The sequence below is a fragment of the Carnobacterium gallinarum DSM 4847 genome (genome assembly GCF_000744375.1).
In the GTDB taxonomy this organism is placed as follows: domain Bacteria; phylum Bacillota; class Bacilli; order Lactobacillales; family Carnobacteriaceae; genus Carnobacterium; species Carnobacterium gallinarum.
On record NZ_JQLU01000005.1, the window covers coordinates 2,742,868 to 2,769,183 of the forward strand.

Below are 26,316 nucleotides of genomic sequence, written 5' to 3' on the forward strand. Positions count from 1 at the left end.
ATTTGAAGGGAGAGAATATTGAATGAGTAAACAAGAGATTGGCGTTATCGGCATGGCCGTAATGGGGAAAAATTTAGCACTAAACATTGAGAGCCGAGGCTATACAGTTTCAATATTTAACCGTACGGGTTCAAAAACTGAGGAAGTTATTGCAGAGCATCCTGATAAAAAATTAGTTCCAACTTATACAATTGAAGATTTTGTTGCATCTTTGGAAAAACCACGTCGTATTTTAATCATGGTAAAAGCAGGTGCTCCAACAGATATGACGATTCAAACATTATTGCCTCATTTAGATAAAGGGGATATTTTAATTGATGGTGGGAATACATTCTTTAAAGATACGATTCGCCGCAGTCAAGAATTAGACCAATCAGGTATTAATTTCATTGGTACAGGTGTTTCTGGTGGTGAAGAGGGTGCCTTGAAAGGTCCTGCAATCATGCCTGGTGGACAAAAAGAAGCTTATGAATTAGTTGCTCCAATTTTAGAAAAAATTGCTGCAGTTGCTAAAGAAGATGGCGAACCGTGTATTACGTACATTGGTGAAAATGGAGCGGGTCACTATGTGAAGATGGTGCATAATGGGATTGAATATGGCGATATGCAATTAATTGCTGAATCTTATGCATTACTTCGTGAAGTTGTAGGGCTTTCTGTTGAGGAAGCAGCTGAAGTTTTTGCTGAGTGGAATTTAGGTGAATTAGATAGCTATTTAATGGAAATTACTTCTGATATTCTAACACGTAAAGATCCTGAAACTGGGAAACCAATTGTTGATGTGATTTTAGATCGTGCGGGTAATAAAGGAACAGGTAAGTGGACTTCTCAAAGCGCATTAGACTTAGGTGTGCCACTTCCATTAATTACAGAGTCTGTTTTTGCTCGTTATATTTCAGCAATGAAAGATGAACGTGTAGCAGCTAGTAAGGTTTTACCAAAACCAGCTAGCTTTAAATTAGATCAAGATAAAAAAGAATTTATTGAAAAAATTCGTCAGGCTTTATATTTTAGTAAAATCATGAGCTATGCTCAAGGATTTGCTCAAATGCGTATTGCTAGTGAAGAATATAGCTGGAATTTACAATACGGCGAGATTGCTAAAATCTTCCGTGCAGGTTGTATTATCCGGGCACGTTTCTTACAAAAAATTACAGATGCTTATGTTCGTGAACCAGAATTGAAAAATCTATTATTAGATGAGTACTTCATTGATATTACCAAAAATTATCAAGATGCTGTTCGTGATGTTGTTGGTATTGCCGTTAAATCAGGTGTACCAATTCCGACATTCTCATCTGCAATTGCGTATTATGATTCTTATCGTTCAGAAACATTGCCAGCGAACCTAATCCAAGCGCAACGCGATTACTTTGGTGCTCACACTTATGAACGTACAGATAAAGAAGGTATTTTCCACTATGACTGGTACGGTCAAGAAAATAAATAAATTTTAAACGAAGCATAAGAAAGTAGCCCTCCTAGTGGTTGCTTTCTTATTTTTATAATGATGAATTCAGTTTGCAATTTATTTGATAAGAAGATTAGTTAAAGTATGGTAGGGGTCATTTATTCATTAAGTGACTTTGTTTAGTAAATAAGAGTGAGGACTAGACTGAATTTAAAAGAACGAAAAATCGCTTTTTAAGGCGATTTTTCGTTCTTTTGTTGTTGTGTTCCTTTTTCATTTCTCACAATCTCTAGTACAGAAAGTAGCTTAATAATCGGTATTAGCCCAGCATTGCTAATTGATTGAGCAATTTTTTGATTCATCTGTTCCTGTTGAATTGTTGTTTTTTTATCTTTACTTTCTTGTGTATGCTCTTGAATTGTAGCTAAGTATTTTTTTCGCTGTAATTCACTTTGTTTTGCAGATTGCTCTTTTGAATGAGTATCTTTCATGGGAGAAAGCGTATTGTTTTTTTCTTTTTTTCTAATTGTAAGAATAAGCACAACAATTGATAGCCCACATAAAATAATCGTGAATAGGATTGAATTCATAAAAATTTCCCTTCTACTTAATTAAGAATGAGTTTATTTCTATAAATAGTATAACACGTATTAGTTAATAAAAAAATTCTAATTCATTTATCAGCTTTTTCAAAAAATAGCCAAAAAATGGAGAGAGAATTAGACTAGCTTATTTAGTCAAGAATGTATACTATATAAAAGAACTTTATTATCTAATTTTGAGGTTAGTTGTTTTTTTATTTTTATGCTTAAATTAAATTCATGCATGGTTTAATTTAAATGAAATCATCAATTATAGGTAAATAACGTTTCTTTTTTATTGGTTTATGGTAAAATGAAATTGATATTTCAATGAGAAAATCATTGTAGTCGAGTGATAAACGTGTTATTGTACTAAAGGCGTACATTTTAGAGTAAAAACACTGAATGTAAAGGAAAAGGTGATTTGAATGAATAGAATTTTAATTATTGAAGATGAGAAAAATTTGGCACGTTTTGTAGAATTAGAGCTAAAGCATGAAGGCTATGAGACAGAAGTCCAAAACAATGGTAGAAAAGGTTTAGAAACAGCACTTGAATCGGATTGGGATGCTATTTTACTAGATTTAATGTTACCAGAATTAAATGGAATTGAAGTTTGCCGTCGTATCCGTCAAACAAAAAATACACCAATTATCATGATGACAGCCCGTGATTCAGTTATTGACCGTGTTTCTGGATTGGATCATGGAGCAGATGATTATATTGTGAAACCATTCGCTATTGAAGAATTACTAGCACGTTTACGCGCATTATTACGTCGTATTGATATTGAGGGTGAACAAAATATTACGAAACAAACAACCGTAACGTATCGTGATTTAACGATTGAAAAAGAAAATCGTGTTGTTCGTCGTGGTGATAAAGTGATTGAATTAACAAAACGTGAGTATGAACTGTTATTAGCATTGATGGAGAATATTAACGTTGTTTTAGCACGTGATGTTTTATTAAATAAAGTTTGGGGTTATGAAACTGAAGTTGAAACGAATGTTGTTGACGTGTATATTCGTTATTTACGTAATAAAATTGATGTTCCAGAAGAAGAAAGTTACATTCAAACTGTTCGTGGAACGGGTTATGTGATGCGTTCGTGATGAAACCAGCCATTGAAGACAAAAAAAGAAAGTTATGGAACTTTCCGATGTCATTAAAATGGAAGTGGACATTTGGTGCAAGTATGGCCATCTTTTTCACGTATACTTTCTTTTCGGTTGCAATTTATCTTGGCTTTAATCAGATGATGATTAGTCAAGAAAATAGCAATGTTAATGATATTATGTCTGGAGTAGCTAGTAAATTACAAGTAAGTGGTAGTAATTTAACCAAGGAAGTTGTTAAGGAATCTTTAACGCCTAAATATTATGAGATTGATGTTGATGCAGATAGCCGGTTTTTAATGACAGATACTACAGATGCAACAGCAGATGCTCTTTTTTCAAAAATTAATGAAGTCGGTGTGATTGTTGCAGTTTTTGATCCAGAGGGTAAAAAAATTTATGAATCTAGGCCTAGTCATACTAACCTCGATAAACATGCAACTCCTTTGATTGAGGAGCTGTTTATAGATGGAAAAAGAGGAGTCATTGGAACGACACCTGTGATGTCAGCTAAGAATCAAAGTATTGTTGGATATGTTCAAGTGATCAATGAATTGGATCGTTATCATGGTATGATTAATACAGTGTTGCTTACAATGCTCTTGATGGGGGTTCTGGCTCTTGTTGTGAGTGGCGTATTAGGCTACTTATTGGCAGTAAACTTTCTTAGACCAATCAAACAAATGACTCAAACTATGAATGATGTTCGTAAAGACTCTCAATCTGCTTCCCGAATGATTGTTCCAGCAGGAAATGATGAGCTAAGTCATTTAACGGAATTGTTTAATGATATGTTAGATAAAATGCAGAAATACATTGAACAACAGAAACAATTTGTTGAAGATGTTTCTCATGAATTAAGAACGCCAGTAGCCATTATGGAAGGGCATCTTAAGCTATTAGATCGTTGGGGGAAAGAAGATCCTGAGATTTTGGATGAGTCGTTACTTGCCTCTTTACAAGAAATTGAGCGAATGAAAAGTTTAGTACAAGAAATGTTGGATTTATCTCGTGCGGAGCAAGTGGAGATTCACTATAAGCATGAAATAACCGATGTCAAAAATATTATCCACCAAGTATTTAATAATTTTTCAATGATTCATCCGGACTTTACCTTTAACTTAGATGATGATTTAACTGGGAATGTAAAAGTTCAGATTTATCGCAATCATTTTGAGCAAATTTTAATTATTTTGCTAGATAATGCGGTGAAGTATTCAACGGAACGGAAGGAAATTCATATTTCTGTTGCAGAGGATATATATGATATTCAAATTGCTATTCAAGATTTTGGAGAAGGTATTGCTCCAGAAGATATCCAAAAGATATTTAATCGTTTTTATCGAATTGATAAAGCTCGTAGTCGTGAAAAAGGTGGAAATGGTCTAGGATTAGCAATTGCTAAAGAGTTACTTGATGGCTATCAAGGCGAAATTACCGTTGAAAGCGTCTTAAACGGTGGAACTATTTTTAGAATTAGATTGCCAATTTATCATGAAGACAAATAAAAAGCATTGAAAACCATTTGGTTTTCAATGCTTTTGTTTTATTTACGCTGTTGTTTGCCTTCATTACGTTTTTTCTTATTATTTGGTGTGTTCTTTTTAGAAGTAGGACTAACAACTTCTGCTTGTTTAATTGGTTTAGAAACGGATACATTGCCTGGTTGAACAGGACGATTTTTTAATTCTTCGGCAATTGCTGCTTTGATTTTAGGTTTATGGTATAAGTTTGTAATTAATGTTTGGAAGCAGGCAAAGACTCCACCGACTAACCAATATAAACCTAATCCAGCAGGAGATGACCATGTGAAGACTAAAATCATGACTGGATTCATAAAGAGCATTGTACGCATTTGTTTTTTCTGTTCAGGTGAAAGACCAATCATTGAGATGAAGGCTTGAGCAACATACACTAATCCGGCTGCGATAGCTAAGTATGCGTTGCGGTCACCTAAGTTTATTCCTAGGAAATAACTATCAGCAATTTGTGGTGATAAACGAATTGCCTGATACATTGCTGTAAAGACAGGCATTTGAATTAAGATTGGTAAACAACCGATCCCACCAGTCATGCTTACGTTATTTCGTTTATAGACATCCATCATTTCTTGTTGAGCAGCTGCTTTTTCTTCAGGATTTGTTGCAGCTTTTTGTTTTTGTTGAACAACATCTAATTCTGGCTTAATAAAAGCCATCTTTTCTTGTTGAACCATTGATTTTTTTGACTGACTTAAGTTTAATGGCAGAATGATGACACGCACGATTAAGGTAATAAAGATAATCGCTAAGCCATAGTTTCCACCGAATAAATCAGCTAACCAAATGATCGCATTTCCAGTAGGAACAACTAGATATTCATAGATAAATCCTGTTGGATTCCCTTTAGAATCGGTTTTCATACACCCAGAAAGAAAAAGAACTAAGCTTAGAACACCACTAGTCAAGAAAAGTTTTTTTAATTTATTCATAGTTCACAACCTTTATTTATTTTAGTAGGTAACATTCCTAACTATACTGTAATTGTGAGAAAATTTCAATTGGTTACTGAAAATTTGTTACGAATTTCAATAGTTGAATCTTCTTCGATGCTGAGTTGGTCAACTCGTCCACTTGGGGTAGGTGAATTCCGGATTTTTTTAATAAACTCATCTATTTGTTCCAATGTTCCATTTGCCTCTATATAAACAGAACCATCATCTTGATTGTAGACTATGCCTCCGACACCAATTTGATCCGCTACCATTTTAGTCATATATCGAAAACCAACACCTTGAACTCGGCCAATAACAAGCATTTTTACTTGTTTCATATCTCCTTCCTCCTATCTTATTTTTATTTCTATTTTACCGATGATTCGTGGCTTCGTCAATTGTCTGAACTCAATCCAGAGGTAAGCAGAATAAAGATAGCTATGTTATACTAAACTAGGATGGAGGCGAGTCAAATGTATCAAGTGATTGCATTATATGGGGAATACGAACCTTGGTGGTTTTTTGAAGATTGGAAAGAAGAAATCATTTCTTTTGAAGAATTTGATTCATTTCCAGCAGCACTTCAAAATTATCAAGAAAAATACAACCAACTTCAATTAAAATTTGTCAACCATGTTACAAAAAAACACTATTTAACGGCTTTTTGGAATGAAGAAGAAAAGCGTTATTGCGAAGATTGTGAAGATGATTTACAATTATTTCATAGTGTGATGCTTTTAAAAGAGGAACAACCGATTGAAGCGATTCATCAGGTAAGTTCAATTTAGAGAGGAAAATAAATGAAAACTTTAGTTATTGCTGAAAAACCTAGTGTAGGAAAAGAGATTGCTCGTGTTTTAGGAGCGAATCAAAAAAGTAAGAATTATATTGAAGGAAAAGATTACATTGTCACTTGGGCTTTAGGTCATTTGTTAGGATTAAAAATGCCTGAGGATTATAAAAAAGAGTGGGCAACATGGGATATGGAAAGTTTGCCTTTAATTCCACCCAAAATGGCTACCAAACCTTTAAAAAATACTGGGCATCAATTAAAAGCGATTAAGCAATTAGCAAATCGTAAAGATGTTGGAAGTGCTGTAATTGCAACCGATGCCGGACGTGAAGGGGAATTAGTTGCTCGTTGGATTTTAGAGTATGTTCATTTTAATAAGCCTGTTAAGCGTCTTTGGATTTCATCACAAACAGATAAAGCGATTAAAGATGGTTTTAAATCACTGAAACCGAGTAAAGCTTATGATTATTTATATGATTCAGCAATTGCTCGATCTGAGGCGGATTGGCTTGTTGGTTTAAATGTAACACGGGCGTTAACTGTGAAATATCAAGATAGTTTATCTGCTGGTCGTGTTCAAACACCGACATTAGCGATGGTACGGAAACAGGAAGAAAAAATCGAAAAGTTTGTGCCAGAAACCTTTTTCACAGTGGGGGTAACCACTAATGGTGAAAAAGCACAATTAGTCGATGGAGCTAAAACTAAATTTAGTGATCGTAAAGATGCGGAAGAGTTGGCCAATCGTTTAAAGACTAAGGCAGTTACGGTTACAGAAGTGAAAGAAAAACAACAAGTAGAATCAGCACCTCTACCTTTTGATTTAACAGAATTGCAAAGAGAAGCGAATAAACGTTATCAATTTTCTGCGAAAAAAACTTTGGGACTAATGCAAACCTTATATGAACGTCATAAAGTTTTGTCTTATCCACGAACCGATTCCAAACATTTAACAACGGATATGGCGGCAACAATGAAAGATCGTTTACATGCCATTCAAGGCTTTGATCCAGAACGAGTAAAACGGGCATTAAAAAATGGTGGAAAAACAACCAATCAGGGAGTATATAATAATAGCAAGGTTACGGACCATCATGGAATTATTCCAACAGAAGAACGACCTCGCCCGGAAAAAATGGACAACGATGAATTGCGTATTTATCGATTAGTTGTGGAACGCTTTTTAGGTTTATTTTTACCAGCCTACAAATCAGCAAAATACAGCTATACATTAAATGTTGATGGTGTTAATTTTAGATTGCAACAAGAAAAAATTCTAGAGATTGGCTGGAAACAAGAAGCCGTTGCTAAAAGTCAAACGAGTTATCAAAAAGGCGAAGTTTTAGCAAAGCCAAGTTTTACAGTGGATAAACATTTGACAGAGGCTCCAGGTCGTTTAACAGAGGCTTCATTGTTGCAACAGATGGAAAAAACGGGTTTAGGAACACCGGCAACACGAGCTGAGATTATTGAAAAATTAATCAGTAGTGATTTAATGGAACGAAATCAAAATAAATTAAGTGTTTCGCCAAAAGGACGTCAATTATTAACATTGGTGAATCCAGCGTTAGTGACACCCGATTTAACAGCGAAATGGGAAAAATCTTTAGAAGAAATTGCCAACGGAAAACTAAAAAAAGAACTTTTCTTAAAGCAGATTCAAAGTGAAACCATTCGTTTAGTAAAAGAAATTAAAACAAGTAATCGTAACTATACGGATCATTCTTTGACGAATAAAACTTGTCCAGAATGTGGTGAAAAGTTAAAAGAAAAAAATGGTCGAGATGGAAAAGTTTTAATCTGTAGCAGTGCAACTTGTTCTTATCGTCGTCGCAAAGATCCAAAAGTATCTATGCATCGTTGTCCTCAATGCCATAAAAAAATGGAGATTCATGAAGGCAAGAATGGGGCGTATTTCAAATGTAAATATTGCAATATTGCTGAAAAAGTTGGCGATAAAAAGAATAAAAAAATGTCTAAACATGAAGAGAAAAAAATGTTGAAAAAATATAGTCAACCAACAGAAGAAGTTGAAAGTCCATTAGCACTCGCCTTAAAAGCAGCAATGGAAGGATCAAAAGAATAAAAAGTAAAGTAGGACATAGGTCCTGAAATAGTAGAAATCCCAAAAAATCGATTTTTATAAATGTTGATTTCTTGGGATTTTTTATTTGACGGAATGTCCTATAAAATTATGGTTTCCCCAATTACTTTGTGAAACTATATAGGTACAGGAGCTAGTTGCATTAATCAATATCTCAATTCTAAAGAAAATATTAATTTTTTTTTAAAATTATGATAGACAAATTTAAGTGAGTAAGTTAGTCTTAGAATAGATTAAAAAATGGAGGTTCTCATGAATAGTAAGGAAATAAAAAAAGTAGCAAAAAAGTATTTAAGTGGCAATTGGGGGACAGCAATAGGTAGCTTGTTTATTATGTTCTTTGTAGCATGGGCAGTGAACATGTTTATGTCTCTAGCATCAGGAATGAGTACAATGTTACAAGCGTTTTCTAGTGTAGCTGTATATGGTAATGATGGTAGTGCAGATCAAATGATTAATTTTCTGCCAATGCTTTTTGGAAATATAGTCCTTTTTGTAATATATATAGTGGTTGTTACTTTTGTTCAGCAATTATTAGCAGTTGGCTACAAATGGGGCTTACTAGATTTAATTGATGGAAAAGCATACTCAGTTGGCTCATTGTTTCAAGTATTTAATCGAACAATGTTTAAAACAATGGGTTTAATGATTATGATTAGTATTTTTACTGGATTATGGAGTTTGTTATTTATCATACCAGGGCTTGTTAAAGGGTATAGTTATAGTCAAGCTTATAATATTTTAAAAGATAATCCAGAGATTGGTATTCTAGATGCTATTACTGCTAGTCGTAGATTAATGGATGGCAAAAAAGGAAATTTATTTGTCTTACAATTAACATTTGTGTTATGGTACTTAATTCCTGTAATACTCGGTTTCATTTTAACGATTGTTGTAGTGGGAGCAATGTCTTCTGTATCGAGTGATAATCCACTTGGGTATTTTGGATTATTACTTTTAGGGTATATGGCTGTAGGTGTATCTATATTTGGACTTAGTTTATATCTTACTCCTTATCAACAAACGTCAGAGCAAGTATTTTATCGTCGTTTAACAGATTCAATGTAATCGGAAATTCGTTTGAAAAGTTCTTTTATTGCGTATGCGATAGAAGGGCTTTTTTTATGGGAAAGATGGTAAATGTAAAGGTTTATAAAAAAAGGGGACAAACGTTCTCTTTTTTGTGTATAATAGGAAATGATAACTAGGAAGGGAGCAAAATAGTGCCTAAAAAAAAGAAAAAGACAAACAAAAAACAAAAGGGACGGAATTTTTCTATTGAAGTAATTGGACTTATTTTTATTTGCTCAGCTTTGCTAGCAGGAATTAGACTTGGATTTGTAGGTCGTTTAATTGCGAACTTATTTCGTTTTTTTGTAGGAAATACTTATTTAATCAGCGTGCTTATTTTTGGAGTATACGGTGGATATTTATTGATCCGCGGCAAGGAGCCTATCTATAGAAGTAAACGAATCTTTGGCTTTAGTGTGATGTATCTGAGTTTATTGATTCTGTTACATGCCATTTTATTTGGTCCAATTATGGACGGCAATACATCGGTAAATGTTTTTTCAGCAACAATTCGTTATTTTATGACAGATATTCAATCGGATAAAATTGCACAATCATTAGGAGGTGGAATGATTGGGGCGCTTTTTTATAGTTTAAGCTATTTTTTATTTGATCAATGGGGAACGTATTTTATTAGTGGTATGGTATTTATTGCGGGTGTTTACCTGTTCTTTAATCTATCATTTAAAAAAACATTAACGATTTTTCGAGATTATTTGAAGAAGATTCAAGTCTTTTTGCAAAATACATGGAAAACAGTTAGTGAGAAACAAGCAGTAAAAAAATCAGAGTCTGAGAAGACTAAATCAAAAACAGTAGTTAAAGAAAAAAATAAAGTAGCTCCTCTTTCAGCTGGTAAAGTACTTGCCGAGGAAATAAAAGAACCAGAAAAAGGTGAGACCCAACAGCTGAATTTGGAAATTGATAGTTATCAAAGTCAAATTCAAAAACCAGCAGCACCTATAGCGGCTAAACCTAAAAAAACAGAGGCATCCATTGATGAAGAAAATGGAAGTGATTTGGAATTTCAAATTCAATCGGAACTTGAAAATCGTGATTACCAATTGCCACCAACGACGCTGCTAAATGAAATTGAAGCATTAGATCAAACAAATGAATATGCATTAATTAAGAAAAATGTGGCTAAATTAGAAGACACCTTTGCTAGTTTTGGTGTCGAAGCAAAAGTAACAAAGGCTAATTTAGGTCCAGCAGTAACAAAATATGAAGTTCAACCAGCAGTTGGAGTTAAAGTGAGTAAAATTGTTAGTCTAAGCGATGATATTGCGTTAGCTTTAGCTGCCAAAGATATCCGCATGGAAGCCCCTATTCCAGGTAAACCATTTATTGGAATTGAAGTACCCAATAGTGAAGTGAGTACTGTTGCGTTTCGCGATGTGATTGAAGGACAAGTTGCTCATCCAGAAAAACTATTAGAAGTCCCTTTAGGTAGGGATATTACCGGTGCTGTCGCTGTCGCTGATTTAAGTAAAATGCCTCATTTATTAGTAGCTGGTTCAACCGGAAGTGGGAAGTCAGTTTGTATCAACGGGATTATTACGAGTATCCTGATGCGTGCCAAACCCAATGAAGTCAAATTAATGATGATTGATCCCAAAATGGTGGAATTGAATGTTTATAATGGGATTCCTCATTTGTTAACTCCTGTAGTAACCAATCCTAAGAAGGCGGCTCAAGCTTTACAAAAAGTCGTGATGGAGATGGAGCAGCGATATGAAAAATTTGCAGCTACCGGAATGCGGAATATTACTGGATATAACGCAATGGTGATTGAGCATAATTTAGAAACAGGTGAAAATAATCCAACCTTACCATACATTGTCGTTCTAGTTGATGAATTGGCTGATTTAATGATGGTGGCGAGTAACGAAGTTGAAGAGTCTATTACCCGATTGGCTCAAATGGCTCGTGCGGCGGGGATTCATATGATTTTAGCTACTCAACGACCAAGTGTAGATGTCATTACTGGGATAATCAAAGCCAATGTCCCTTCACGTATTGCATTTGCTGTATCTAGCAGTATCGATTCACGGACGATTATTGATGGTAGTGGTGCAGAAAAACTATTAGGACGAGGCGATATGCTCTTTTTACCAATGGGTGAAAATAAACCTGTTCGTGTCCAAGGAGCTTTTATTTCTGATGAAGAAGTAGAACGTGTTGTACATTTTGTGACAGAACAGCAAGGAGCAAATTATCAAGAAGAGATGATGCCTTCTGAAATTGTTGAGCCAATTGCAGGTGAAGTTCAAGATGAGTTGTATGATGAAGCTGTAGCTATGGTATTAGAGATGCAAACAGCTAGCATTTCATTACTACAACGACGCTTTAGAATTGGTTACAATCGTGCTGCACGTTTAGTCGATGAAATGGAGATGCGAGGAATTGTTGGACCATCAGAAGGTAGCAAACCACGTAAAGTAAATATTACAGAGTTACCTAATCACGATCAGATAGAACCAAATCAAGAATAAAATTAGGATAGTTAATCGACTGAAATTAGTTTTTTAGTGATTAACTATTCTATTTTTATATTAACATCTAGTTATTTAATTATAGGAGATACGAATGATAAATCAAGTTTGTTCGTTAATTAAAAATGAAAATACTATTAAAAACTGAACGTTTTTTAAGAAAAACGGTTACATTAATCGCTTTAGTATTTATTTTCATGGGAAAAGGTGGTAGAATACAAATGAGTAATAAATTGTTATTTATAACAGTTGGTTATCATACAAAAATGTTGGAGGGGTTCTAAATTGAAAAAACGTAATCTTATGGGTCTGCTTGCACTAGGTTTAGGTGTTAGTTTGACATTGGCTGCTTGTGGTGGCAATGGGAATAAAGATTCAGGTAAAGGTGACAAAGCAGTTCATACAGCTGCAATGGTTACCGATGTTGGTGGGGTAGATGATAAATCATTTAACCAATCTGCATGGGAAGGTCTTCAAGAGTGGGGTAATAAAAACGATCTTAAAAAAGGAAAAGATGGTTACAATTACTTCCAATCAAATTCTGACTCAGATTTCGTAACAAATTTAAACAGTGCCGTTAAAGCAAACTACAATACCGTTTTTGGAATTGGTTATAAAATTGCACCAGCATTAAAAGACGTAGCAAAACAAAATCCTAAAACAAACTTTGCAATTATTGACTCAGTTGTTGAAGGCGACAATGTTGTTTCAATCGTCTTTAAAGATAATGAAGCAGCTTTCTTAGCAGGAGTTGCAGCAGCAAAAACAACTGAGAGTAAAAAACTTGGTTTTATTGGTGGACAAGAAAGTGATGTAATTAGTCGTTTTGAAGCAGGGTTTATCGAGGGCGTTAAAGCTGTTGATCCTTCAATCGAAGTAAAATCTGAATACGCAGGTTCATTTGGTGATCCAGCTAAAGGAAAACAGTTAGCTGCCGCAATGTACAACAGTGGCATCGATATTATCTATCAAGCAGCTGGTGATACTGGTAATGGTGTATTCTCAGAAGCGAAAGATGTTATGAAAGCTGATAGTTCTAAAAAAGTTTGGGTTATCGGCGTTGACCGCGACCAAGATGCAGAAGGTAAATACGATGGCGGCAACTTAACTTTAACGTCAACACTAAAAGGTGTAGCGGCAACAGTTATTGATATTTCTGACCGTGCTAAAGATAATAAATTCCCAGGTGGGGAAACATTAACTTACGGATTGAAAGAAGATGGCGTTGGCCTAACAGATGGTAACTTATCAAAAGAAGCTTTAACAGCAGTTGCTGATTACAAAGCTCAAATTATTGATGGAAAAGTTACAGTTTCAGAAAAAGTTAAGTAAATTAAATTGATTAAAAGACCGGAGTTTTTAATTCCGGTCTTTTTTACAATAATAGAATCAGTCCTTATTAGAGAAATCCTTACATTTGAAATTTTTCTTTAGCTATCATAGAAAACAGAATGTTAATGATAAAATCAAGCTTTTTGCCTATTTTTGATTAAAAAAATTTAGCTAGCCCTTTCATTTTAAATAAAGTATAATGTACAAGGAAAAACAGCAATTATAAGAAGGAGTGAGCCAACGTGACAGGGACAGATTATGTAATTGAAATGTCTGGAATTACCAAACAATTTGGTGAGTTCAAGGCCAATGATAACATTAATCTCCAATTGAAAAAGGGTGAAATTCATGCTCTTTTGGGTGAGAATGGTGCGGGTAAATCCACATTAATGAATATTCTTTCTGGACTTTTAGAACCAACTTCAGGTGACATTAAGATTAATGGTAAAAAAGTAACAATTTCCTCTCCAAGTATGGCAAATAAACTAGGAATTGGAATGGTTCATCAACATTTTATGCTTGTTAAGAAATTTACAGTTACTGAAAATATTATTTTAGGTAGCGAACCAAGTAAATTTGGTTTTATCAACAAGCTTGCTGCGAAAAAAATTATCAAGGATTTATCTAGTAAGTATGGTTTAGAAGTAGATGCCAATGCAGTTGTCGAAGATATATCAGTAGGTATGGAGCAACGTGCTGAGATTATTAAAACGTTGTACCGGGGCGCAGATATTTTAATATTTGATGAACCGACAGCTGTTTTAACTCCTCAAGAAATTGATGAATTGATTATTATTATGCACGAGTTAGTTAAAGAAGGAAAATCAATTATTTTAATTACGCATAAATTAGATGAGATTAAACAAGTTGCAGATCGCTGTACGGTTATTCGACGTGGTCAAAGTATTGAGACTGTTAATGTTAAAGAAACATCGCAACAAGAGTTAGCGGATATGATGGTTGGACGTTCGGTTTCGTTTAAGACACAAAAAAGTATTGCGGAACCTAAAGAAGTTGTTTTAGCAATAGAAAATCTAATTGTTAAAGAAACTCGCGGTTTAGAAGCAGTTAAGAGCCTTAGTGTCGAAGTTCATGCAGGGGAAGTTTTAGGAATTGCGGGAATTGATGGCAACGGTCAAAGCGAACTGATTCAAGCTATTTCTGGATTATCAAAAGTTGAAAAGGGGAAAATTACGTTAAACGGTCGTGAAATTCAAAATCTTTCTCCCAGAAAAATTACTGAAACAGGCTTAGGTCATATTCCAGAAGATCGTCATAAGTATGGTTTAGTCTTGCCAATGAGTGTTGAAGAGAATATTGCATTGCAAACCTATTATCAAAAACCTCTTAGTAATCATGGGTTTATCGATAAAAAAGCAGTCAATCAGTATGCTAAAAAATTAATGAGTGAGTTTGATGTTCGTGCTCATAATGAACGTGTTCCTGCAAGTGCCTTATCTGGTGGGAATCAACAAAAAGCAATTATTGCTCGTGAATTAGACCGCAACCCATCCTTACTAATTGCAGCACAACCCACTCGTGGTTTGGATGTTGGAGCCATTGAGTATATTCATAAGCGTTTAATCGAGCAACGCGACAATGATAAAGCTGTCTTATTAATGAGTTTTGAATTAGATGAAATCTTAAATGTTTCTGATCGAATTGCTGTTATGTTTGAAGGAAGAATTGTTGCAATAGTAGATCCAAAGGAGACTTCAAGGGAAGAATTAGGTCTGTTAATGGCGGGTGTTTCACTTGAAAAAGCTCGTGCTAAGACAACGACAGAAATAGTTGGAGAGGAGAATCACTTTGACGCATAAAAATGAACGTCTTATTAATCTTTTAGTTCCTGTTTTATCAGTGGTTTTAGGCTTACTATTAGGCGCTATCGTTATGTTAGCCTTTGGTTATGATCCGGTATTAGGTTATGCCTCTTTAATTGATGGTGCCGTTGGTGGTCCATTTTATATTGGTGAAACCTTACGCCAAGCCACACCATTAATTCTAACTGCATTGGGATTTGCGGTAGCCAATACAGCTGGTTTTTTCAATATTGGTGTTGCTGGTCAAGCTTTGTTTGGTTGGGTTGGTTCAATTTCAGTAGCATTAATGATGCCTGATTTGCCAAAATTATTGTTGGTTCCTCTTTGTTTATTAGTTGGAGCATTGTGTGGAGCAATTTGGGCTGGTATTGCTGGATTTTTACGAGCATATTTTGATACAAGTGAAGTTATCGTTACAATCATGCTGAACTATACGGCTTTGTATATTGCTAATCATGTAGTTCGTAATGTTTTGACAAAAGGTGATGATGCAACACCACAAATTTCAGAAAATGCTAGTTTACGAACAGATTGGCTAACAACTTTAACCGATAATTCTACCTTGCATTTAGGGTTAATCATTGCCGTAATGATGTGTATTATTGTTTGGATTATGATGCAAAAAACAACATTGGGCTATGAATTGCGTGCAGTGGGTATGAATCCTTATGCCTCTGAATATGCAGGAATGAGTACAAAGAAAAATATTATTTTAGCAATGGCAATTTCTGGTGCATTAGCTGGTTTAGGCGGTAGTATGGAAGGTTTAGGAAATTTCCAAAATCTATTTGTACAAGGAAGTATGCCTAGTATCGGGTTTGATGGTATGGCTGTTTCGTTATTAGGAGCAGGAAATCCGTTTGGTATTTTAGTAGCAGGAATTTTATTTGGTGCATTGAAGATTGGTGGAGTTAGTATGCCGATTGGATCAGATGTGCCAACAGAAGTTGTAGATATCGTGATTGCTTCAATTATATTCTTTGTTGGATCAAGCTATCTAATTCGTTATTTTATGAAAAAATTTAAACGTAATGAACAAAAATTAATTGCCGCAAACGGAACTAAGAAAGGGGTGAATTAACGTGGATGCTTTTATTTCAACAGCTTCAATCGTAGTATCTTCAGCGTTAATTTATGCAGCTCCATTAATTTTTACAGCGTTAGGTGGAACTTTTTCTGAACGTGGTGGAATTGTAAACGTAGGATTAGAAGGAATTATGGTTATGGGTGCTTTTTCTTCAATCGTCTTTAACTTAGCGTTTGCGGAACAATTAGGTTCTTGGACACCTTGGATTGCCTTGCTAGTTGGTGGTGGAATTGGTGTGATTTTCTCTCTGATTCATGCTGTAGCAACAGTTAATTTAAGAGCCAATCATATTGTTTCTGGTACTGTTGTAAACATGCTGGCTCCAGCTTTGGCAGTTTTCTTAACACGAATTTTATTTGAAGGTAAAGGGCAAACAGAAATTATTCAACAAAACTTCGGAAAAAGCAGTGTTCCGTTATTAAAGGATATTCCTATTATTGGCCAAATCTTTTTTACAAATACATCAGCAATGGCTTTTGTCGCAATTTTTGTGTCAATTTTAGCGTGGATATTATTATTTAAAACTCGTTTTGGTTTACGTTTGCGTTCTGTTGGGGAACATCCACAAGCAGCAGATACATTAGGAATTAATGTGTATTTCATGCGTTATGCAGGTGTGATGATCTCAGGATTACTTGGAGGAATCGGTGGAGCAATTGCTGCACAATCGATTTCTTTAAACTTCTCACATTCTACAATTGCTGGACAAGGATTTATCGCCTTAGCAGCAATGATCTTTGGTAAATGGAATCCACTTGGTGCAATGGGGGCAGCGATTTTCTTTGGGTTTGCTCAAAGCCTAAGTGTAATAGGAAGTTATATTCCATTAATTAAAGATGTTCCAAGTGTTGTGTTACAAACGGCGCCATATATTTTAACTGTGATTGTTTTAGTTGGGGTTATTGGGAAATCTGAGGCTCCGGCAGCAGATGGCGAAACGTATATAAAATCAAAATAGTGCAAAAAAGCAAAGCTTCTCAAATTGTTGGGAAGCTTTTTTTTTATTTAAATAAGGATGCTATGTAAACATAAAGAATCTATTAGAAATCGAATTCAAAGAGCATTTATAATTGTATTCTCTTCATAATTAACTTATGATATAGGAATGAAGGTTTTATGAGACGTACAATCTCAAGTAAAGCTAAGTTTATTTTTAGTGAGAAATTTATCAAGAATATGTATGCCATGATTTAAGTGTTAGGTCACTAAAAATCGTGATTGGGGAGGAAAAAAATGTCAATACAATTGAATGAAGGAGTGCATTTACATGTGCTACCAACGAAAAAATATAAAACAGTTCGTTTAGTTATAAAGTTCAGAGCGCCATTAAAAGCTGAAACAATTACGAATCGGGCGATGTTATCAAGCCTTCTAGAAACCAACAGCAAAAAATATCCAACACAAACAGAACTGAGAAGTACTTTAGCTAATTTATATGGTGCAAGCTTTGGTTTATCTGTGACAAAAAAAGGTACAGAGCATATGTTTACTGTTGGAATGAACTTAGTTAATGAACGCTATTTATCAGAAAAAACTAATATTTTAAATGATGGAATTGCCCTACTTGAAGAAATTATTTTTAATCCTAATGTAGCGAATGGTCAGTTTGATGAAGGGACCTTTAATCGTGAAAAAGAGAACTTGCTAGATTACTATAGTTCTATTTATGACGATAAGCAGGCATATGCTAGTCTTTCGTTACAATCACTTTATTTTGAAGATGAAGATCAAAAAATGCCAAGTATTGGTACAGCAGAAGAATTAGAAAAAATTACAGCCACTTCTTTATTCGCTTACTATCAAAAAATGTTACAAGAAGATACAATTGATATTTATGTTTTAGGTGATGTAGATGAAAATGATATTGAATTAGCTTTTAGAAAATTTCCATTTACACCTAGAAAAAAGGCTACTGGTTCAGTTTTTTACCAAGAACCAACTCGTAACAATTTAAAAAATGAAGTTGAAAAGCAAGAAGTCACTCAAGCAAAATACAATTTAGCGTATGAAACCAATACGTACTATTTGGAAAAAGATTACTTTGCATTGCAAGTATTCAATGGGATTTTTGGCGGTTTTCCTCATTCTAAATTATTTGTTAATGTACGAGAAAAGGAAAGTTTGGCTTACTATGCTTCTAGTAGTTTGGATACATTTAGAGGAATGATGACTGTTCAGACTGGAATTGAGTCAGCAAAAGTTCAGCAGGTTTCGGATATTATTTCAGTGCAATTAAATGAAGTTCAAATTGGTAATTTTGAAGAGGAAGCTATTAATCAAACGAAAGAAATGTTGAAAAATCAAATTTTGCAGTCAGAAGATAATGCACCCGCCTTTATTGAACGTTTGTACATTTATGATATTGTTGGAAAAAATCTGTCTGTTGACGAATGGCAAGCACAAGTAGATGCTGTTACCAAAGAAGAAATTATTGCGGTAGCTAATAAGATTCAGCTAAAAGCAACATTCTTTTTAACTGGGGAGGTTTAATCGTGGAAAAAAAACATTATGATCAATTAAATGAAACTATTTATACTGAAACGTTAGAAAATGGATTGCGTGTAACGTTACTACCTAAAAACGATTTCCATAAAACCTATGGTTTATTTACAACAAATTATGGTTCAATTGACAATCAGTTTATTCCACTAGGAAAGACTGAATTAGTAAAAGTGCCAGATGGTGTCGCTCACTTTTTAGAACACAAAATGTTTGAAAAAGAAGATGGTGATGTTTTTAACGTATTTGGCAAACAAGGTGCGTCAGCTAATGCCTTTACAAGTTTTACTCGAACAAGTTATTTATTTACTAGCACCAATCGTATATTGGAAAATGTTGAAACATTATTAGATTTTGTTCAAGAACCCTATTTCACTAAAGAAACTGTTGAAAAGGAAAAAGGGATTATTGCACAAGAAATTCAAATGTATGATGATGAGCCTGATTGGCGTCTATTTTTTGGTATTTTGGGAAATTTATATCCAAAACATCCATTACACATTGATATTGCTGGAACTGTGGACAGCATTATGGAGATTACTCCTGAAGACTTATATGAATGCTACCATACCTTTTATCACCCAAGTAATATGAATTTACTTGTTGTTGGAAAAATGAATCCTGCTGAAATGATGACAACGATTCGTGACAATCAAGACCATAAAGAATTTGCTCCAGCAACAGAAATTGTGCGTCACTTTCCAACTGAAACAGTAGCGGATATTAACGTTTTTGATTCGATTGAGATGCCAGTAAATCGTGCAAAAAGTATTGTTGGTGTCAAGGGAGTACATCCTGCTCCAACTGGAAAAGCAGCATTAGTCTATAAAACAAAAATGAATTTATTGTTAACTCTTTTATTTGGAACTACGTCTGAAAATTATTTGCGTTTATATGATGGTGGTGTAATTGATGACAGCTTTTCTTTTGAATTTAATTTAGAACGAACGTTTCATTTTATTGATATTGGTGGGGATGCAAAAGAACCAACGGCTTTTAGTGAGGCAATTAAAGAAATTTTACTAACTGCAAAAGATAGTTCAGAATTAACAGAAGCAAATCTAACAACTGTCAAAAAACGGATGATTGGTAGTGCGTTACAATCTTTAAATTCAATAGAATACATTGCTAATCAATATAGCCAAGAAGCTTATGGTGATGCAAGTTTATTTGATTTAGTACCAACTATTGAAAGCATTAAGTTAGCAGATATTCAACAATTAGCTGCTGAGTTTATGATAAAAGAACATATGAGTACCTTCCATATTTTACCAAAAGAGGCGAATGAAGGATGAAATTTGCTTTGATTATGGGGGCTAGCGGTGATATTGGTGGTGCGATTGCCCAAGATTTAGCAAAAGCGGGCTGGTCGCTTTACCTTCATTGTCATTCGGATTTTACAAGTGTGGAGAGACAGGCTAAGGTCTATCAAAAAAATTATCCAAAACAAGATTTTTTTACTTTGCAATTAGATATGATGAATGAAGCAGAGCTACCGCTTTTTTTGGAATCAATTTTTCAATTAGATGCGGTCATTTTTGCTAGTGGGTTTACACATTATCACTTATTAACAGAGACGACAGCATTAGAAATGGATCAAATGTGGCAAGTTCATGTAAAAACACCTATTTTATTAGTGCAAAGTTTGCAAACTAAATTAGCTGCATCTGGAAATGGTCGTATTGTATTTATTAGTTCAGTTTATGGTGAAGTTGGGAGTGCCATGGAGGTTTTGTATTCTACAACTAAAGGTGCCCAACTTGCATTTGTTAAAGCCTATAGCAAAGAAGTGATTAGCTTAGGGATTACAGTGAATGCAATTTCTCCAGGAGCGATTGCAACGAAAATGAATCAAGACTTTGCCGAAGCGGAGCTAGATTGGTTGAACGAGGAAATTCCAGCAGGTCGAATGGGAACTACGACTGAAATTAGCTTCTGGGTGCAACAACTGTTGGAACCATTAAGTCAATATATGACAGGACAGTCTTTGGTTATCAGCGGTGGCTGGCTAAAGTAAAGAAAAAATTAATGTTTTGTTATCTATTCATATGCTATAATAACTATGATATGGAGAATAAAGTTATCTAAAAAAAGAAATCTAGTGGGTGATAGGTGAATGAATGAAATTGGAATAAAATTACAAGAAGCTAGAAAAGCAAAAGGGTATACATTAGATGATTTGCAACAAATGACAAAAATTCAAAAACGTTATTTAATTGCAATTGAAGAAGGCAATTTTGATGTAATGCCTGGCAAGTTTTATGCCCGTGCTTTTATTAAACAATATGCGGATACGGTTGGCTTAAATGGCGATCAATTGTTAGAACAATACACAGATGCTGTTCCACACACACATGATGAAGAGTATGTGGAGAAGGTCAACACAAACCAAACACGGTCAGAAAATCATGTAACAAATGAATTACTTGAACGAGTAAAAACTTTGTTACCTACTATTTTGATTGTCATAGTCGTATTTTTGATTATTGGTGGAATTTGGTATGCAGCAACAAAAACTGGAAATAAAGATACTGAATCAATTATTTCTAAAGATTCAGATACAACATCGATTACAACAAGTAGTAATACAGCTACTAGTGAATCAAAAACTAGTGCAGCTTCTTCTAGTTCAAAAGAACCAGAAAAAGAACCGGAAAAACCAAAACAAGCAATTGCCGTTGAATCATCAACGGGTCAAACAACAAATTACACGGTTACCAATGCAACCGAACCAGGTTCAATTGTATTGAGTGCAGAAGGTGGAGCAAGTTGGGTTGGCGTTGAAGTTAATGGTGTAGCAGCTGATCAAAAAACAATGCAAAGTGGCGATAATTTGGAAGTTCCATTACCAGCCGGAACAACATCAATCTCTGTCAGAATTGGAAATGCAGCGAGTACAAAAATTACATTGAATGGTGAAGCAGTGGCTTATGCTCCAGAAGCAACTAATGTAATTACGCAAACACTTGTCTTTACTGTAACTCCAGTTGCAGCAGCGGCACAATAGGTAGAAAAATTAACATAGAAAAATCCCAAACCTTGGTTATTTTACTTCGGTTTAGGATTTTTTTTGTTTTTATTTACATTCATTGAAAAAAATAGTTGTTTTGAAATTTGTTAAAATCCTTTTTAGAAAAATACTGGTTTTTTTATTCTGAAAAAAGTATAATAATGAATGAATATAGGGAGGTTTGTCTATGGAATTATTATTTTTTGTATTGCTTATGATTGTTGGAATAGTGGTTTCATCTGTAGCGAATAAGTATTTACCACGAGTTCCGTTAGCATTAATTCAAATTTCAGTTGGTGTTTTAATGACCTTTTTACCATTGGAACATGAAGTTATTTTAGAACCAGAGATTTTTATGTTATGCATCATTGCTCCGTTGGTTTTTTATGAGGGTCAGAAGGTCTCTAGAAAAGAATTTTGGGAGTTAAAAGGTCCAATTTTATTATTAGCTTTTGGATTAGTTTTAATTTCAGTTATACTGGGAGGTTTTGTTATTCAATGGTTAATTCCTAAGATGCCTTTAGCGATTGCCTTTGCATTAGCTGCGATTATCTCACCCACGGATACTGTTGCGTTGAAATCAATTGTGAAAAATATTAAGCTACCAGATAATATCATGGGTGTTTTAGAAGGAGAGTCACTAATTAATGATGCAGCTGGACTAGTTTCTTTTAAAGTTGCTTTAGCAGCAGTTGTAACAGGTGTCTTTTCAGTCAAAGAAGCCAGCATTAGTTTTTTAGTTGCAGCTTTTGGTGGGATTGTTCTTGGCGTAATTATGGGTCTGTTATTTGTAAAGTTACGGATAAAATTAAGAAAAATGGGATTAGAAGAATCAGAGTTATTAATTTTGATTCAGTTAGCGACACCTTTTGTTATTTTTATCTTAGCAGAAGAGTTTAATTTTTCAGGAATTTTGGCTTTAGTTGCAGCAGGCTTTGTTCATGGATTTGAACAGGATAAATTACAAAAAACTACGACAAAATTGCAGCTGATTTCTAGCAATGTTTGGTCAACTTTTATTTATTTTTTAAATAGTTTAGTTTTCTTATTATTAGGTTCAATGCTGCCAAGTGTTATCAAAGCCATCTGGGATGCTAATGATGTTCATGTTGCTGAATTACTTGGAAGTTCACTTTTGATTTTTTGTTTTATTCTTTTCTTACGATTTGCATGGGTGTATCTATTGTATGCTGATTTTGTTGAACCAGTAGATGCGGGATTTAGTAATTACCTGATTCAAATGACAAGTGCTTTGGAACCTGCTAAGAAATCTGGGATTTCTAGATTTAAGTACGCTGTTATTACGGCATTTGCTGGTGTTCATGGGACCATTTCCTTAGCCACAGCTCTCTCAGTACCATTAGTTTTAGGAAACAATGAAGTGTTTCCTTTAAGAAATGAAGTGCTGTTTATTACGGCGAGTGTTATTTTATTTAGTTTGATTAGTGCAACGATCATGTTGCCTTTATTAGTCCCTAAGGAACAGGTAACGACGGATTTAGTCATTAATGCTAAAAAATTAGATGAAATTACAGGTTATCAAGAAATTCTCTTTCGCACAATTGATCGTTTGGAGCAACAGCGTACAGCCGAGAATAATACGATGCTTAATCAAATTTTACTAGAGTTAGAAGATAAATTAGTTGCAAGTAAAGAAGGGCGTTATCGTGATGAAGATCGTGGAAAAATGCAAGAGATTATGAATTTTGCTCGTGATATTGAGAAGCAGAAAATTGATGAATTAATTGCAGAAAAACAGATTTCACCAATGATTGAACGTTTGTATCAAGTTTATTTGGAAAATTCTCGTCGTTTTGAAGAACGTAATTTCTTTAAAATTATGTTATTTAAAATCAAAATGAATTTGTTGAAAAAACGAGTAAAAAAAATGCGTAATCAAGAATTTGACGCACGATTTAAATCAAAAATAGATGCTCATAGCCAATTAATTGAAGAATTTAAAGAATCTCAACGATTAGTAGCTGGAACCGTTGTGCAAGAAATCCAGAATCAAATGACTTCTGAAAATCGAAAAGAGTCAATTGAAGTCATGGAGCGATACAACCGTCGGACTGAATATGTTCAACTAGATTCAGCAATACAACAACAAAATATGCGCCGTTTAGCTAGTCTGACTTTGCAAATCGAACGAGAAGAAATTCAACGTTTATTAGATAATGCTGAGATTAATTTTGAGATTGCGAATCAATTAGGCGAACAGGTGACCTATGATGAGTTAAGTGAATTAACAATGGGAACTGAATGATTTTTTATTTAACTAAATTAAGGGTTTCGCTATTAAGTAGCGAAACTCTGTGATAAACTAGCAAAGTATGCATGTAAATAACTATCTAACGTAAATAAGAATTTTAGATAGAAGATGGAGGAAAATAGCATTGAATTTACCAAATAAATTAACAGTACTTCGTATTTTTATGATTCCAATATTCATGGTGATCGTTTTAGGTCCATTTGATTGGGGACAAGTCAATTGGTTAGGAAGCTCAATTGAGGTTACACAATTAGTTGGCGCAATTATCTTTGCGTTAGCAAGTATTACCGATTGGTTGGATGGGAAAATTGCACGAGCAAGAAATTTAGTCACTAATTTTGGTAAGTTTGCGGACCCTTTAGCAGATAAAATGTTAGTTGTTACAGCATTTATTGTTCTAGTTGGGCAAGGAATTGTTCCATCGTGGGTCATTGCAATTATTATTTGCCGTGAGTTAGCAGTTACAGGACTTCGTTTGCTTTTAGTTGGCGATGGCGAGGTAATGGCAGCAGCAATGCCTGGTAAGATTAAAACAGCAACTCAAATGGTAGCAATTATTTTGTTGTTTTTAAATAATTTTCCATTTGCTGGAATGAATTTCCCGTTTGCAACTATTATGTTGTATGTGTGTTTATTTTTTACTGTCTATTCTGGTGTTGATTATTTTATTAAAAATAAACATGTTTTCTCTGGATCAATGTAAAAATGAATGATGTCAAAAGGTGAAGGAACGAATAAAAGTTCCCTCACCTTTTTTGTCGCTTTTTGACTGATTATGGTAAAATAAAGAGGTATGAATTGTAAAAGGGAGGTCAATGAAAGTGAAAAGAAAGTGGCAAATAGTCAGTCTTTTTTTTATGCTACTTTTTTTAGCAAGTTGTGGAGCGGGAAATGAAGCAAAAGACAGCAAAGAAGCTTTGAAAAATAGAGAGAGCCCGTCAGCGAAGTCTCTTGAAACTGGCTTTAAACTTTGGGTAATTACAGATGTTCATTATATAGCTCCAAGCTTACATGATGATGGGAAAAAATTTGACTTTATTGTGAGTACTTCAGCAGGTAAAGATTTAAACTACCAAACAGAAACATTAGAGGCTTTAGTCATGCAAGCTAAAAAAGAACAACCAGATGTATTAGTAGTAAGTGGTGATTTAACTCTAAATGGTGAAAAACAAAGTGCAATTGAATTAGCAGATTATTTTAAGGAAATTGAAAAAAATGGCACAGAAGTTTATGTGATTCCTGGGAACCACGATATCAGTGATGGTTGGGCGAAAAAATATCGTGGAGATCAAGCTGAAGCAACGGAACAAATTTTACCGAAAGATTTTAAATCAATTTTTAAGAAAAATGGGTATCAACAAGCGATTAGTAGTGATCCCACTTCATTGAGTTATTTGGTTGCACCTAGAAAAAATCTCTGGATAATGATGATTGATTCAAATAAATACAGTTGGAGTGCTTCAAAAGGAGCTCCTGTAACCAGCGGAAGTATCCGTGAAGATACGTATCAATGGATGTCAGAAAATTTCCAATTAGCAAAAGAACAAGGTGCTAAAATTATTCCAGTAATGCATCATAATTTAATGGATCATAATCAATTGGTAAATCGTGGATTTACAATCGATAAAGCTGAGAATTTACAAGACTTTTTTGCAAAAGAAAAAGTTGATTTTGTCTTATCAGGTCATATTCACGCCCAAGATATTGCTAGCCTTGATGTGAAAGGACATAAGATTTATGATATCGTAACGGGTTCGTTTATGATGGCACCTAATCCAATTGGTGAATTCACTTATCAAGATGGAAGCTTTACCTATCAAAGACAAACAACAGATGTTGATGGCTGGGCAAAAGAAACGGGAGCAACTAATCTAGATCTGTTACAACATTCAGCCTATTTAGCTGAAAATATGCAAAAAGATGGTGAAAGTTTTGCAATCGGTCAGATTTATGAAGAACAGTGGGCTGATAAAAGTCAGTTGGATTCAGTTGCAACTTTTATAGGCAACGCGAATCAACGTTTTTTTGGTGGAGAATCTTACGTTGCTCCTGAAAATGTAAAAGAAACTCAAGAGCAATTAGCTAAAAATCCAGCCTATCAAGTATTGCAGCAGCATCCAGAAAGTAGTTTAACAAGTTATATCGACAGTATCTACATTGATCAAGATACGAATAATGTGCAGATGGAATTTCCTTTTAATTAAAAAAAATTTTTAAAAAAAATGCATAGACTATAAGTGATGGAGG

The 26,316-nt window shown here is 34.3% G+C and carries 21 protein-coding genes; 18 read left to right on the forward strand and 3 right to left on the reverse strand.

The window, feature by feature from the left end; translation table 11 throughout:
• Positions 1-22 precede the first annotated feature (22 nt).
• Positions 23-1,450 (forward strand): NADP-dependent phosphogluconate dehydrogenase, encoded by a 1,428-nt coding sequence (gndA, locus tag BR43_RS17445; protein ID WP_034564277.1) that lies wholly within the window; start codon positions 23-25, stop codon positions 1,448-1,450.
• Between the two features lie 194 nt (positions 1,451-1,644).
• Here the strand turns inward: gndA and BR43_RS17450 are convergent, their stop codons facing one another.
• Entirely contained in the window at positions 1,645-2,001 is a 357-nt protein-coding gene (locus tag BR43_RS17450) for a hypothetical protein (protein ID WP_034564279.1), read from the reverse strand.
• Between the two features lie 419 nt (positions 2,002-2,420).
• On the opposite strand from BR43_RS17450, the gene BR43_RS17455 reads away from it, so the two are divergent.
• Both BR43_RS17455 and BR43_RS17460 read left to right on the forward strand, forming a co-directional pair.
• On the forward strand, positions 2,421-3,107 hold the full coding sequence (locus BR43_RS17455) for a response regulator transcription factor (protein ID WP_034564282.1): 687 nt from the start codon (positions 2,421-2,423) through the stop codon (positions 3,105-3,107).
• A gap of 47 nt (positions 3,108-3,154) precedes the next feature.
• The gene (locus BR43_RS17460; RefSeq protein ID WP_281173976.1) at positions 3,155-4,618 is read left to right on the forward strand and encodes a HAMP domain-containing sensor histidine kinase; all 1,464 of its coding nucleotides are present in this window, start codon (positions 3,155-3,157) and stop codon (positions 4,616-4,618) included.
• A 38-nt stretch (positions 4,619-4,656) separates the two neighbouring features.
• Here BR43_RS17460 and yidC read toward each other — a convergent pair whose 3' ends face one another.
• A complete protein-coding gene (yidC, locus tag BR43_RS17465) occupies positions 4,657-5,580 on the reverse strand; it encodes a membrane protein insertase YidC (RefSeq protein ID WP_034564285.1) in 924 nt (307 codons plus the stop codon).
• A gap of 65 nt (positions 5,581-5,645) precedes the next feature.
• On the reverse strand, positions 5,646-5,921 hold the full coding sequence (locus BR43_RS17470; RefSeq protein WP_034564288.1) for an acylphosphatase: 276 nt from the start codon (positions 5,919-5,921) through the stop codon (positions 5,646-5,648).
• 135 nt (positions 5,922-6,056) lie between these two features.
• On the opposite strand from BR43_RS17470, the gene BR43_RS17475 reads away from it, so the two are divergent.
• The 15 genes from BR43_RS17475 to BR43_RS17545 all read left to right on the forward strand — a co-directional run bounded on the left by BR43_RS17475 (position 6,057) and on the right by BR43_RS17545 (position 26,273).
• On the forward strand, positions 6,057-6,371 hold the full coding sequence (locus BR43_RS17475) for a DUF1033 family protein (RefSeq protein ID WP_051934026.1): 315 nt from the start codon (positions 6,057-6,059) through the stop codon (positions 6,369-6,371).
• A gap of 12 nt (positions 6,372-6,383) precedes the next feature.
• On the forward strand, positions 6,384-8,462 hold the full coding sequence (locus BR43_RS17480) for a DNA topoisomerase 3 (RefSeq protein WP_034564290.1): 2,079 nt from the start codon (positions 6,384-6,386) through the stop codon (positions 8,460-8,462).
• Between the two features lie 270 nt (positions 8,463-8,732).
• A complete protein-coding gene (locus BR43_RS17485) occupies positions 8,733-9,548 on the forward strand; it encodes a DUF975 family protein (RefSeq protein WP_034564293.1) in 816 nt (271 codons plus the stop codon).
• Positions 9,549-9,700: 152 nt separating this feature from the next.
• The gene (locus tag BR43_RS17490; RefSeq protein ID WP_034564296.1) at positions 9,701-12,046 is read left to right on the forward strand and encodes an FtsK/SpoIIIE family DNA translocase; all 2,346 of its coding nucleotides are present in this window, start codon (positions 9,701-9,703) and stop codon (positions 12,044-12,046) included.
• Between the two features lie 285 nt (positions 12,047-12,331).
• Positions 12,332-13,378 (forward strand): BMP family lipoprotein, encoded by a 1,047-nt coding sequence (locus tag BR43_RS17495; RefSeq protein WP_034564298.1) that lies wholly within the window; start codon positions 12,332-12,334, stop codon positions 13,376-13,378.
• Between the two features lie 269 nt (positions 13,379-13,647).
• Complete coding sequence (locus BR43_RS17500) at positions 13,648-15,198, forward strand: ABC transporter ATP-binding protein (protein ID WP_034565380.1); 1,551 nt, start codon at positions 13,648-13,650, stop codon at positions 15,196-15,198.
• A complete protein-coding gene (locus tag BR43_RS17505; RefSeq protein ID WP_034564301.1) occupies positions 15,188-16,282 on the forward strand; it encodes an ABC transporter permease in 1,095 nt (364 codons plus the stop codon). Before BR43_RS17500 ends, BR43_RS17505 begins: the two co-directional genes overlap by 11 nt.
• A 1-nt stretch (position 16,283) precedes the next feature.
• Positions 16,284-17,246: an ABC transporter permease gene (locus BR43_RS17510; protein ID WP_034564303.1), complete on the forward strand. Its 963-nt coding sequence runs from the start codon at positions 16,284-16,286 to the stop codon at positions 17,244-17,246.
• A 275-nt stretch (positions 17,247-17,521) separates the two neighbouring features.
• Positions 17,522-18,778, forward strand: a complete 1,257-nt coding sequence (gene yfmF, locus BR43_RS17515; protein ID WP_034564306.1) for an EF-P 5-aminopentanol modification-associated protein YfmF — start codon at positions 17,522-17,524, stop codon at positions 18,776-18,778.
• Between the two features lie 2 nt (positions 18,779-18,780).
• On the forward strand, positions 18,781-20,082 hold the full coding sequence (yfmH, locus tag BR43_RS17520) for an EF-P 5-aminopentanol modification-associated protein YfmH (protein ID WP_034564308.1): 1,302 nt from the start codon (positions 18,781-18,783) through the stop codon (positions 20,080-20,082).
• Positions 20,079-20,804, forward strand: a complete 726-nt coding sequence (ymfI, locus tag BR43_RS17525; RefSeq protein WP_034564311.1) for an elongation factor P 5-aminopentanone reductase — start codon at positions 20,079-20,081, stop codon at positions 20,802-20,804. Before yfmH ends, ymfI begins: the two co-directional genes overlap by 4 nt.
• Before the next feature lie 99 nt (positions 20,805-20,903).
• A complete protein-coding gene (locus BR43_RS17530) occupies positions 20,904-21,794 on the forward strand; it encodes a helix-turn-helix domain-containing protein (protein ID WP_034564314.1) in 891 nt (296 codons plus the stop codon).
• Between the two features lie 190 nt (positions 21,795-21,984).
• Positions 21,985-24,063, forward strand: coding sequence for a Na+/H+ antiporter (locus BR43_RS17535; protein WP_034564317.1), 2,079 nt, complete (start codon positions 21,985-21,987; stop codon positions 24,061-24,063).
• 130 nt (positions 24,064-24,193) lie between these two features.
• Entirely contained in the window at positions 24,194-24,772 is a 579-nt protein-coding gene (gene pgsA, locus BR43_RS17540; protein WP_034564320.1) for a CDP-diacylglycerol--glycerol-3-phosphate 3-phosphatidyltransferase, read from the forward strand.
• Positions 24,773-24,890: 118 nt separating this feature from the next.
• Positions 24,891-26,273 (forward strand): metallophosphoesterase, encoded by a 1,383-nt coding sequence (locus tag BR43_RS17545; RefSeq protein ID WP_425393643.1) that lies wholly within the window; start codon positions 24,891-24,893, stop codon positions 26,271-26,273.
• Positions 26,274-26,316: the final 43 nt, after the last annotated feature.